General features: G+C 32.9%; 10 protein-coding genes and 4 tRNA genes. 2 read left to right on the top strand and 12 right to left on the bottom strand.

The features are described 5' to 3' along the window. Nucleotides 1-11 precede the first annotated feature (11 nt). The 12 genes from AC2A1C_RS10385 to AC2A1C_RS10330 form a co-directional block, all read right to left on the bottom strand. Nucleotides 12-83 (bottom strand) — tRNA-OTHER (locus AC2A1C_RS10385). Nucleotides 84-89: 6 nt separating this feature from the next. Continuing rightward, nucleotides 90-163, bottom strand: a tRNA-Val gene (locus tag AC2A1C_RS10380). Between the two features lie 4 nt (nucleotides 164-167). Next, a tRNA-OTHER gene (locus AC2A1C_RS10375) sits at nucleotides 168-241 on the bottom strand. A gap of 9 nt (nucleotides 242-250) precedes the next feature. Beyond that, nucleotides 251-321: transfer RNA gene (locus AC2A1C_RS10370), tRNA-Ala, on the bottom strand. A 7-nt stretch (nucleotides 322-328) separates the two neighbouring features. Further along, entirely contained in the window at nucleotides 329-1,690 is a 1,362-nt protein-coding gene (locus AC2A1C_RS10365) for an SDR family oxidoreductase (RefSeq protein ID WP_484025639.1), read from the bottom strand. Nucleotides 1,691-1,750: 60 nt separating this feature from the next. After that, nucleotides 1,751-2,401 carry a hypothetical protein gene (locus tag AC2A1C_RS10360; RefSeq protein ID WP_484025638.1) on the bottom strand — a complete coding sequence of 217 codons (651 nt, stop codon included), beginning with the start codon at nucleotides 2,399-2,401 and terminating at the stop codon, nucleotides 1,751-1,753. Next, nucleotides 2,402-3,115: a DUF434 domain-containing protein gene (locus AC2A1C_RS10355; RefSeq protein ID WP_484025637.1), complete on the bottom strand. Its 714-nt coding sequence runs from the start codon at nucleotides 3,113-3,115 to the stop codon at nucleotides 2,402-2,404. A gap of 3 nt (nucleotides 3,116-3,118) precedes the next feature. Further along, complete coding sequence (locus AC2A1C_RS10350) at nucleotides 3,119-4,180, bottom strand: nucleotidyltransferase domain-containing protein (protein WP_484025688.1); 1,062 nt, start codon at nucleotides 4,178-4,180, stop codon at nucleotides 3,119-3,121. A 1-nt stretch (nucleotide 4,181) separates the two neighbouring features. Continuing rightward, nucleotides 4,182-7,340, bottom strand: a complete 3,159-nt coding sequence (locus AC2A1C_RS10345) for a TrlF family AAA-like ATPase (protein WP_484025636.1) — start codon at nucleotides 7,338-7,340, stop codon at nucleotides 4,182-4,184. Nucleotides 7,341-7,407: 67 nt separating this feature from the next. Continuing rightward, complete coding sequence (locus AC2A1C_RS10340) at nucleotides 7,408-8,160, bottom strand: ATP-grasp domain-containing protein (RefSeq protein WP_484025635.1); 753 nt, start codon at nucleotides 8,158-8,160, stop codon at nucleotides 7,408-7,410. A gap of 213 nt (nucleotides 8,161-8,373) precedes the next feature. Next, a complete protein-coding gene (locus AC2A1C_RS10335) occupies nucleotides 8,374-9,129 on the bottom strand; it encodes a nucleotidyltransferase domain-containing protein (RefSeq protein WP_484025634.1) in 756 nt (251 codons plus the stop codon). A 239-nt stretch (nucleotides 9,130-9,368) separates the two neighbouring features. Continuing rightward, nucleotides 9,369-10,751: an RtcB family protein gene (locus AC2A1C_RS10330; RefSeq protein WP_484025687.1), complete on the bottom strand. Its 1,383-nt coding sequence runs from the start codon at nucleotides 10,749-10,751 to the stop codon at nucleotides 9,369-9,371. A gap of 163 nt (nucleotides 10,752-10,914) precedes the next feature. Between AC2A1C_RS10330 and AC2A1C_RS10325 the strand changes: the two genes are divergently transcribed. Both AC2A1C_RS10325 and AC2A1C_RS10320 read left to right on the top strand, forming a co-directional pair. After that, nucleotides 10,915-11,040: a hypothetical protein gene (locus tag AC2A1C_RS10325; RefSeq protein WP_484025633.1), complete on the top strand. Its 126-nt coding sequence runs from the start codon at nucleotides 10,915-10,917 to the stop codon at nucleotides 11,038-11,040. A gap of 4 nt (nucleotides 11,041-11,044) precedes the next feature. After that, entirely contained in the window at nucleotides 11,045-12,067 is a 1,023-nt protein-coding gene (locus AC2A1C_RS10320; protein WP_484025632.1) for a helix-turn-helix transcriptional regulator, read from the top strand. Nucleotides 12,068-12,080: the final 13 nt, after the last annotated feature.

Below are 12,080 nucleotides of genomic sequence, written 5' to 3'. Positions count from 1 at the left end.
TTTTATTAAAATGGAGTGTCAACAGGATTCGAACCTGTATAACGGGTTTTCGGTGCATTTTTCCAATTAAATTATAACACTCCGTTTTGTGAACACAGCAGGACTCGAACCTGCAACCTCTTAGTTGTCGACCAAGCGTTCTTCCATTTGAACTAACGTTTTCTTTGGGAGACAAGCAAGATTCGAACTTGCAACTCATTCTGGCAGAAATGTATTTTTCCAATTTTATTACTATTGTCTCCGTTTTGGAAAGCATATAGGACTCGAACCCATGACTTCCTGCGTGCAATGCAGGTACTCTTCCAGCTGAGCTAATGCTTTCCATATTTTACCAACTATGTATTTTGTAATTTTTCAATAAAACTCCACTAAAATAATTTCCTTTGAGTCCTTCTACAATCGGATGTAAAATTCTTGCAGCTCCGTCCACAGAATCCAATGGTGGAATATACCCCTGCTCAAATTGTTTTTTTCTGAGACTTTCCTTTGCACCAGTGGAAATCCATCCTACATCTACAGCACTCATATAGATTTGATCCTTTTCAAATTCTTTTGCTGAGGTAAGCGTCATCATATTAAGAGCTGCTTTCGTCATATTGGTATGCGGATGAAAAATCGTTTTGTTTTCGTAGCTGAAAATTCCTTCCGAAGATGTTACGTTAATGATAAACTTTTCCTTGAATATTGAATTTTTCATCAAAGGTTTTAATTCTTTAATCAGAAAGTAGGGAGCAATATGGTTTATCAAATTCACCTCTACCAATTCGTACATAGAAATTTCTTCCAGGGTAGAATTCCAGCTTGTTTTGTCACGGTTATCTACAGGTTGCCCGAAACGTGTCAAAGTGATGGTTTCTTCATTTTGAGCATATTCCAACTTTCCTATTTCTGTGGAAATTTCCGTCTGGTTGGGAATTAAGTTTTGATTATTTTTAAATTCAACCAACATTTCGTTTTCCCGTTTTATGATGGGCAAATAATATTCATCAGGATATTTAATGGTTTGTGCTGCATTATTGATGAGAATATCCAGCGTCTCAAAATTGGTTTTATAAAAATGTATAAATTCCTGAATTGCTTTTAAATTTCTCAAATCCAAACCATATACCCAAAGTCTGTCTTTCCAATTGTTATAATCGGTTTCCTGTTGCAAAGTTTCCAATGCCAAAGCGGGAAAACGGGTCGTTAAAACTAAATTGGCTCCGTTTCTCAATAATTTCAAGGCAGTTGCAAAGCCTACTTTTACCCGACCTCCCGTCAAGATTACATTTCGCCCTGTTAAATCTGCTGAAAGAAAGCGTTTTTCATAGTTTTCTTCGGCACATTTCGGGCATAATCTTGTGTAAAAAGAATGGGCGTATTGATAGCTTTGGTTGCAACAGTAGCAATTTTTTGGAATTTGCAGTTTTGTAAGTTGTGTTTCGTCTTTTTGGTCATCGTAGAAAGCTGATACTCCTGCTAAAGCCTTTTTCATCAATACAGATTTAGAATTGATTTCCAAATCGTGGGTTTTCATTTCCGAATAGCTTTCCTGACGGTTTTGTTTTTTTGCGTTTTTATGAATTTTTGTAATCAATCCCGAAAAGGTATTATTGTCGGGGTTATGAAAAGGGTCATCCTTTAAAGCATCCAATACTTTAAGGCATATTTCCCATTCGTTTTGCGAAAATTTTTGATTAGAAAATTCCATTGCTCTCAATTTGTTGGTACAAAATTATATTCTAAGTGCGCAATCTTTTTACGCAGAAATTTATTCATTGATAAAAGTTTCCAAAAAACCGATCAGTTTTGTTCCCTCTTGACTCCAGCGGATTCCATGACCGTCTTTTTCTCTGATTTCATAAACCAATCCGTGTTTGTAATGAAAGAAAACATTCCACCAGGTTTTATTATCAATGATAAAGTGAATTTTCTCCATCATTTTTTCCTGTTTTTCTTTATTGTTTCCTTTTATTTTGCCCCAAAATTCATCTTCCAGTCTGTCAATATGTTTTTCCCAAGCTCTCTGCGCAACCGTAATTTCGCTGTTGTATGGAACCAAACAACTCTCAATCAGTTTTTTCTTCAAGGGTGGAATTGCTTTCTCGTTTCTTTCACTTGCCGAAGTAAGCCGTTGTCCCAAAACCAAAAGCCAGTGTTCAAAAGAAATTGCCTCCAATTTCCAGACTTTCATCTCATCAGAATCATTGCTTTCTAAAATAGCGATGAATAGGCTGAAACTTTCGCTGCGGTCAGCTTTTACTTCTTCATTAAAAAAAGGAACATCCCAATCTAAAGCATGATCTTTAAATTTCCGAATATTTTCACTTAAACTTTCGAGGTGTTCTTCAGCTAAAATTAATTGATATTTTTCCTTCCATTCATCAGAAAATAATGGAATATATTTTTCAAACAAATTCATTTAAGACAGTTTTACCAGATTAGCAGAAAGCTGTTCTTTTTCTATCAAAAACTCTATAAGATTGAACCATTTTTTACAATGATCCAAAACCCAAGCGTCTGAAGAAACTATAATTTCGGCATTTTCCACTAAAAATTTATCCGGATTATTCTGAAGATCAACCTCCCAATTAAGATTATTTTCTCTTGAAAAATCTAAAATAAGTTGTTTAATTCTTCCGCTGTTAGAAACCGGTTGATCAAAAATCCAGATTAGTTTTTCAATTTTTGCCGCACTGAAAAAGGAAGCAACCAAATCTATAGATCGGTGAGTTTGATTAACTCTTTTATACGTACCATGAACCCCAGAAAGATCACGAAAACAACCGTCTAATCCTTGGAAAATATAAGCCATTGACAGTAAACTTTCCAAAAGAATCAGCACATTGAAACCGTCTAAATAAACTGTTTTACTTTCTAAATCGTGTATTTTTATTTGGCGTAGTTTTCTGTTTTCTATTTGATTTTCTGACGCAGAAGCACCACGAAGCATTTGAATTTGTCTGGTTTTGAGCTTGTATCTGCTTCCGACCAATTCTGAACTTGCTTTTTCAGGATAATTTCTACTGAGCAAATACTGCATATCTTGTGCAGCTTCTTTCAGCTTATTAATTTCTTTATCTGAACCAAATAGAGCATCGTCTTCTGTTTTTTTGCCTCGATTTCTATTATTCATATTTCAAATACCGTATATTTTTTCCCTTATCTCCACCAGAATTTTTTCAGTTTTTTTCAAATCAGGATAATCAGGAAGAGTGGAAACAGAATAATGATCTTCTATGGATTTTATCAAATTTTCTGCTTTTTGCATCACGTTTTCATACGACCAGTTTCCGGCTTTGATGTCTAAAAGCTCCTCTCGGTTTTTTACACGGATATTCAGAGAGTTTGTTTTAAAAACCTGTTCGCAGGATTGAAGCAAACGAATCGTATGCATCATATTTTTGCTGTCGTAGTTTTGTCCGTGATTTTGGTTTACATTATATCGGTCTTCATTTCGCTCGGAAACCCATTTCCAATATTCCCGATAATCTTTGCAATAGGTAGAATACGCATCCAGATTGCAAAACAAATATGCAACAGGTTTTTCATCTTTCGGGACAGAAGAAACGGAAACCTGATTGGCTTCTTCATTCTGGATAATTCCTTTATAGCCCAAATCTCCCGATTCGTTGTAGAAAAGGGCAAACATTCCTTTGGTATTGTCAATATTTACCAAGCCACAGTTTTCCTGAACTTTTCCGTGTTCCGAAAGCCATTTTTTTAATGGAACCGAACCTTGATTTTGCAAAATGTAACAGAAATCGAGAATGGATTTTCTTTCTTTATCTATTGGATTCAGGATTTTTTTGTTGAGTCCTTTTGCTTTTTTAATCTGTGAAATGGCATAACCAGCAAAGGTGTCTTTGCATAATTTGGAAAGGAAATCTTCTAATTTTAGATTTTCTATTATCGGATGTTTGTACAAAATGCAGTCTTCGGGAGTGGCTAAAACTTCCAGAATATTCGGGTTGTTTTTCTGCAACAGTTCTACAAAACGTCCGATTTCGTAATACACCTCATCGTTGGTTTCATTGGCAACTTGCGGAATATAATTGAGCCCGAAAAATTCTTCTTTCGGTAAATAATACACTCCACGAATATCGGTGTCCGAGTTTTCCGTAGCAAGCCCAAAAGAACGGCTTCCGGAGATGGCTTCGAGGAGGATGAGGTTGCGGGATTTTAGGGTTTGGATGGTTATTTTAGAATCCATATTTTTCTTCGCGTTTTTTGAAAGCTATTTCTCCTCCTTCTAAAATATCTTTAATATGCTCTCTAATACTCATATTTGGAAGTAAACTTTTTATACTCGTATCTAATGGTTTTATGTCCTCTAATGCACCATTAATATAATCAAACTGATAAGTACAGTCAGAATTTTTATCCTTATCATTTTGTCCTCTTTGATTAGCAACGATTATATTTTCAGCATCGGCATTCACAGCAATATTAGCATTGTGTGTAACTAATATAATTTGTCTTTCTTTTTTCTTTTTCTTAAGATATTTCACTAAATCATCAGAAATTGAACGATTGTCTAGATTGTCTTCAGGTTGATCTATTAATATTGGAGCTTGAGATTCACTCAATCCAATAATAATCATTAAGATAACAAAACTTGCTTTTCCCGTTGACATACTTCCTATTTTATCACCTTTATAGGTAACTTCCCAATAATCATAAAAATAATCGTCTAATAATACTTCCATTGCATATTCTTTTGAAAAACTACTAAGTAGCTTATAACTTCCATTGTCAATAGCTTCAAAAATAGATTTAATATCGTTTATGAAACTCTTTATAGGGTATGAAGACGTTGCTTTTAGATTTTTATCAAAAATATCCCAATTATCGTATGATTTTGATTTTCCATTACTTATGTCCCGCATCGATTTTTCTAGTTTTGTAAAATTAAATTTAACTTTTCCTTTTATCTCTAGATTATCTTCTCTAAATGACTCAGTTCTTGGCTTTAAAAGATTAATAACATTTTCATATTCTAAATAGGTTTCTTTGTAGAGTCTAAATATTTGTTTTTTAATATCCAACAAATCTTTTCTTTTTTGCTCTATATTTTTTTCATCTTCTATGATACTGTTTAATTTTTGTGATTCAATTTTATTTGAATCTTCGTACAATTTAATTTGTTTTTCAGTTTCTTCATTTTGTTTATATGGTTTCAGTTCTTCTTCTTTCTTTACTTTCTCATTCTGAATAATTTCTAATTGAGTTTGGAATATATTATTATCTTTATCATCTGTGTCAATATTGTTATTATAGTTTTCTATGGAAGATAGTATGTCTTTTAATTCTCGATAGTGATTAATAAAATCTGATTGGATTTGAGGAGTTTTAATTTCTAAAGTTTCAATATCTTTTACTAAATTTTTCAAACTCTCAATACTTTTTCTATTGAATTCTTTGATAGTGGATTTGTCACTGTGTAAATCTGATTCTTTTATTTCTATCTTTTCAAACTCTTTTTGCTTTAGCTGATAACGCTCTATTTCTTCTTTGCCTAATCCTGTTTTTTCTTTTAATTCTAAAATTTTCCCTTCGTTATGTTTAATTACTTTTTCTATATCTTCCTTATTCCCTTTACCTCCAAGATTAACAATTAACTCATCAATTGTTTCTTTGGTTTCAAAATAATTTTTTATTAAAGTATTTCTAATCTCATCATTTCTTTTAACGTGGGCAATAAAAATATCATTGTACATCGTTTTGAATTCTTCTTTTTCTATAATAAGATTTCTTATTAGTTTGTTAAGAGGTTCTCCTTTTTTATAATACTCTGGTTCTGCTAATTTTATCAAATAGTTTTGTGGAATGTAAATAACCTCAGAGAGAATACTATTTCCGTCATAATCAAATCTGGTTTGTGAAATATCAGGAACTTTTGTTTTTATTTCAAAATTATAATTTGTGTCAGGTTCTGGATTTGCATCACTTTTTATTCTAAAATTGAATTCATTTTCTTTTCCTTCTTCTTTGAAAATTTTCCCTAGTTTTTCAGTGTTAAGAAGTGTTCTGGCTATATTATATAATAAAATAGATTTTCCAGAAGATTTCCCTCCTATTATTACATTTAGATTTTTATTAAAATAAATAGGTTCCGGAGTGAATTTTTGGAATTTAAAATAACTATATTTATTATCTTCAACAATTAAAATAATATTCTCTAAATATTCTTCTTTAAGTTTATCTTCAATATCTAAATTAATAAAATCATTATTTTTACTTTTTTCCTCTTCACTTAGCAAATCAGAATTATTTGCTTCCTCAAGTTTATGTATTAGATTTTCTAAGTTTGAAATCTCGACTTCCTTGTTCTCATCTTTATTTCTCCAAAAGTGTTTTATAGAACTACTGAATTTCACCTGATCAATAATTAATTGGTCGAGTTTATTAGAATCAGGCTCATCCTTCTGAATTTTTACTCTTTCTATTGGTTCGTAAATTATTTGCTTTAATCCCTCAAACGTAGGTTGAGATTTAATCCAAGTAATTTTTTCTGAAGGATAAATACCATAATCTTCATATTTATGTGCATCGCTTCCTGAAATACAAGGTTTGGCTTTTTCTCCCAATGTTTTAAAGAAATTATCAAAAAAAAGTTCGTTTTGAGAATTTTTTATTCCTGAAAACAACTGAACATTTTCTTGTTTTCTTGTTTCAAAAATATGAGAACTTTGCATAAAATAGTTATCATCATGTGGATGTATCTTCCAATCTAAATTTTCTAAACCATCGCTTGTATCATAAGGCATAATTATAAAACCAGCTCCTTCAGGAATTTGTAAAAATGATTTTTGTAATGATTCTTTAGTTATTTCTGCTGTTTTACAACCTAATTCCAAGAGTTGTTCGTCTGATAGTTTTGTAGGACAGTCATATCCATGATGCTTTGCTTTGCTTGAATCGAGAGTTTTAGCAAAAGCTATTAATGAATCGTTTGAAAGCTTTCTTGAAATTAACCTTATGGTTAATTCTGATTTAAAATCAATTAACTGTTGTTCAGTTAATTCATCTGATAAAATTACGTGAATGTTTAATCTATAGTTTGTTGGACTTTCAATTCTAAGTTCCATACCAGGAAATACTGATTTTTTTAATTTATCAGGATATTTAAGAATATATTTTCTGAATTCAATATACCAGTCAAATGTCCAATAATCCATTATGCAAAAAGTACTTATGTCAGAAGTATTTATTGCTTTTATAAATTTTTCAAATTCATCTTCTTTAATTTTTTCTTCAGTTATCTCTGAGAGTTTAGGGAAGCTTTTCCAAAAAAAAGATGCTGGAGTATGTATATGCAAGTCCCATTTTCTCCATTCAGAACCTCTGTTAATTCTCATAGTTTTTGTTTTTTTTTAGTAATAATTATTCAATTTACAAATATATTCTCAATTCAATAAAAAACGACTACGGATTCCCGTAATCGCTTAATTTTTTTATACAACTTTCCACAATCACTTTCAACGCTTTTTCCGCATCACAAGCATACAAACCGGAACACCAAGCCGGGTTGGCTTCAATCAAAGCCCAACCTTTTCCTTTGATGATCCCGAAATCTAAAACCACCGCTTTAGGCAGCGTTTCAGAATATTGCTGAATAAAATCTTTAAAAAATTCAAACAATTGCTTTTGCTCAGTTTCAGAAAGCGGATTGGTGTCGAAAGTATGGTTTCGCCAGTAAGACGATTGTGTTTTTATTTCACTGTTTAAAACAAAACATCTTACCTCCAATTCCCAATCTACAATTTCGGACGTAAAAACCATACTTTCTAAATTCAAAGTTTCAAAACCTTTGATGTCGGTTACTTTTTCGTAAACTCCGGCTTTAAAACTTTTAAAATCAGAACACTTGACGAAAATATTTTCTTCATTCACGAAATTTTTTAATTTTCCGTAAGAAATTTTCCGTTTGGTAAATTCCTCCGAAATTTTTGAAAGCCAATTATCGTCGGGTTTTAGCAACGTTAAATTGCATTGCTCTGCCACAATTTCTGCATAAATATCTTCGCCATACACCGCAATTACATCTCCCCGAAATTCTTCCGGAACATTCCATTTTGCATTAAAACGGCTCAATTCATAAGGAGAATTGAGCGATGCTTTTTTCAGGTTGTTGCTGTCTTTCGTGTAGATGGGAGACAGTGCGATGAGGTTTTTCATTTTAATATATGTTTTTCTTTTTTAATTTAAAGTCTTAATAAATTTTTATTAACCACAAAGACACAAAAGATTTCCTGAACTTTTATTTAAATGAAAAAGAACACAATAGCTTTTAAAAAATCTTCGATTTTTATTCTTTTGAGAACTTTACATATTCTGATACTAACTTTATGATGGTCTTTTGTGACTCTTGTGGTTAATTTTGAAATTAATTTAAACAGTTTTTACTAATATTTCTCTAAAAACCTTTTCCATCTCATTTTTATCTGAATTTCCACCTTTCAGGTTTTTTGCTCTTTCTTCATTATCCAATATCATTTTTTCTAAAAATCCAAAAAGTTCCCAATCATTCGGATGGTAATAGCTTTCTCCTTTGGTAGATTTTAGAGCAACCAAATTTTCTATTTTGGTTAGTGTAAAATCATCTACCAAAACCAACAAATCACTGAACAAAACAGGCGGAACCGTTCCTTTTTCCAATATCCATTTTCCGGTAAGAGCGGTTCTAAGGCAATAAAAATAGCTTTTCAGTTTTACTTCATCACTTCGACACGCTTCAAGGTATTTTTTGCTCATACTGAGGTAATGATAAGATACTGCTATTGGGGAAAAACATTCATCAGCTAAAGGTTTGAAAAGCTCAAAGAATTTTTCATTTTTTACATAAACGACAGGCGAATAGAACCAGCTTAATAAAGCAGCATTTGACTTCAAAAGCAAATGAAAAGTTTTCCGTAAATCCCAACCCGAACCGTCCAAATCGTCTTCCGTCATAAATTCTATGGTTTCGTCTTTATCCCAAGGCGAAAGATACCAGTCTTTTTCGTGGCGGTATATAAAACGGATGTCATAATCGCTGTCGGGAGAAGCAAAACCCCAAGCTCGGCTCCCGGATTCTACGGCAAGAAGTATTTCTACATTACGTCTTGCTTCAACTTCTTTTAATTTATCTATTATTTTTGGTGTCATTGTTTTGTTTTTTATCTTAATTAAAGCACATTTTCCTGACCTAGGAAGTTGAGGCGTTAAAAAAATGAAATCTGTGAACGTTAAGAAAATTCTACTGTCTGAGTGCGGGATTAGTATTGAGTTGAAACAACAATAGTTAATCCGCACGAGTTTTAGAATTTTTAGAGAACAGAATTCATTTTTAGCCGAAAATTCCAGTCTTGATTTTTTGTTTCTTTTGTTTCAAGACAAAAGAAATTCTATGCCTTTCTAAATTTTTTCTTTCTCTTCCAAGGCGCATTCTTCTGAACATCTCCTGCCATAATACATCCGTAAGGCATCACCTCATCCAAAACTTCGCAAAGTCCGTATTCTTCAATTTGTGCTCTTACATTTTTTGCATTTTTATATGCAGTTGGAAGTTCAGAAATATCAATTTCGTTGGTGAAGAAACGGACATCTAATCCTTTTGTTTCTTCAGCAAAAACTTCTTCAATGGTTTTATGAGCCAAAGATTTTTTATGCTGAGTTCTGCTGAAATTTCTTCCGGCTCCGTGTGGTGCAAAACCCAAATTTCTCTCGTTGGTTGTTCCTTTTACTATTAAAACCGGTTCTGCCATATTCAGAGGAATCAGTCTTGGTCCTGTAATATCCGGTAGAAATTTATCATCCAAAGGTGTTGCTCCTTTTGCATGGTAGAACAAATCTCCATCTTTAAAAACGAAATTATGTTCGTTCCAATATCGGTCTTCTTTTTCGATTCCCAATTTATTTAATGCTGCATCATGAATAGAAGTATGGTTTTCTTTCGTCCATGTTCTTATTAATTGTAATGCTTCCCAATATTGTTTTCCCTCTTCTGTTTCATAAGGAATCCATGCATTTTCTTTCAAAGTTTCAGGGGAAATTTCCATTCTGAATTTGTTTGCCATCTTCATTCCTTTATCATATAATGCTGCTCCCGGTGCTCTTGAACCGTGATGTGTCACCAACATTGTATTTCCGGTGTTTTTGGAAATTCCGACAAACAGGAAGTGATTTCCGTCACCTTGAGTTCCCATATGAGAACGTGCGATGCTTATTAATTTTTCATCATTCAAAAAGTAATTTTCTCTGAAAGCGTCCATCAGTTCTTGCGACATTTCCATTTGCTCACCTCTTGGTCTTCCTCCATATCCGAAATGGGTAACGGAATGAGCTGCATCTAGAACTTCTTTCGGATCTGCTTTTCCAAAATCTGTAAGCATAACGGAACAACAAATATCTGCACTATGAAATCCGGGATGAATGGCGTTTTTCGCCACCACAACTCCACCAACCGGAATATGACCAGCTGGACCTGTCGGACAAGCATCGGGCATGATTGCTCCTTTTTCCAGAGTCGGAGTTTTCATCAAAACTTTCATGGTATCAATCACTTTTTCTACGTTATCATTTTCGCTTTCATGTTCTGCTCTGATGTTGATGATAAAGTCTTTCGGATTTTCATGAAGAGGAATCAATTCGGGTTGTTTGAATTGTTCCAAATATATTTTGATTTGACTCTCATCTAATTTATTTTCGTTGATATGTGCAATCGCCTCTTTAAACCATTTTGCAGGTCTATATCCTAGTTCGATTAAGTGATTTCCGTTAAATTCCATTTGTTCTTTCATTTTGTTGATGCAAAGTAATATCTAAAGTATGCAATCTTTTTGCGTAGAAAAAATATTTTTATATTTTTATTGAAAAAATAGCGCGAGCGAAGCGAGCGTCGATTATGAATAAAAATTGGAACGCCAAACTTTCGTGTGAGGGATATGAAAGGTGCGACTGAAAGGAGCAGTGCAAAACGAAGTGGAGCACCGAAACGAAGTGAAGCCTGTAAAAGCCCGACCCGAAGTAAGCGAGGGGAATGCTTCGGAAACGAAGGGACACACCAAAAAAAATTAAAACTATGTCATCTAATAAAAATGCTCTGATCCGTTATAAGACTTTAGATAAATGTCTTAAAAATAAATACCGAAAATATACTTTAGAAGATTTGATAGATGAATGTTCTGAAGCGCTGTTTGAATTTGAGGGAAAAGAATCTTATGTAAGCAAAAGAACGGTACAACTTGATTTGCAAAATATGCGCAGTGAAAAATTCGGGTATGAAGCTCCTATTGAGGTTTATGATCGAAAATATTACCGATACAGTGATCCGGATTACAGTATTCATAATATTTCGGTGAATGAAAGTGATCTGAAAGCCATGAACAATGCCATCCAGATTTTGAAGCAGTTTAAAGATTTTTCGATGTTCAAGGAAATGAACGGGGTGATCCAAAAATTGGAAGATTCAATCCATATAAACAGCCAGAAGTCTATTATTCATCTAGATAAAAATGAGCAATTGAAGGGTTTGGAACATATTGATATTCTGTATGAAGGAATTTTAAATAAGAAAGTTTTGAATATTTTATACAAAAGTTTCACAGCAAGAGAATTTAGTACTTTTGTTGTACATCCGCAATTGTTAAAGGAATATAACAACCGCTGGTTTTTGATTTGCCTTCATAAAGGTAAAATGTATAATCTTGCTTTGGATAGAATGGAAAACATTGAAATAGAAGAACATACCGAATATACCGATAAAAATCTTGATGGTGACGAATATTTCAAAGATATAGTAGGAGTTACGGTTTCGGAAACAATGGCTCCGAGAAATGTGGTTTTCTTTGTAGACGCTTCCAATGCGCCTTATGTAAAAACAAAACCTCTACATAAAAGCCAAGAAATTGTAGAAGAAACGGAAGAAGGAACATTATTTAAAATTTGTGTACAAATTAATTTTGAGCTGGAACGGCTTTTACTTGGTTTTGGTGATAGTCTTACTGTTCACAAACCGAGAAAATTAAGACTGAGAATGCATGATAAATTCAGGGCTGGAAATAAAAATTACCAAAATCTAATAATTCCTGAGGACGAAAAATAGTTTAGCATTATAA

Source organism: Chryseobacterium sp. HNCC26DJ241, from assembly GCF_057180505.1.
This window is presented reverse-complemented; position numbering and strand designations above follow the sequence as displayed.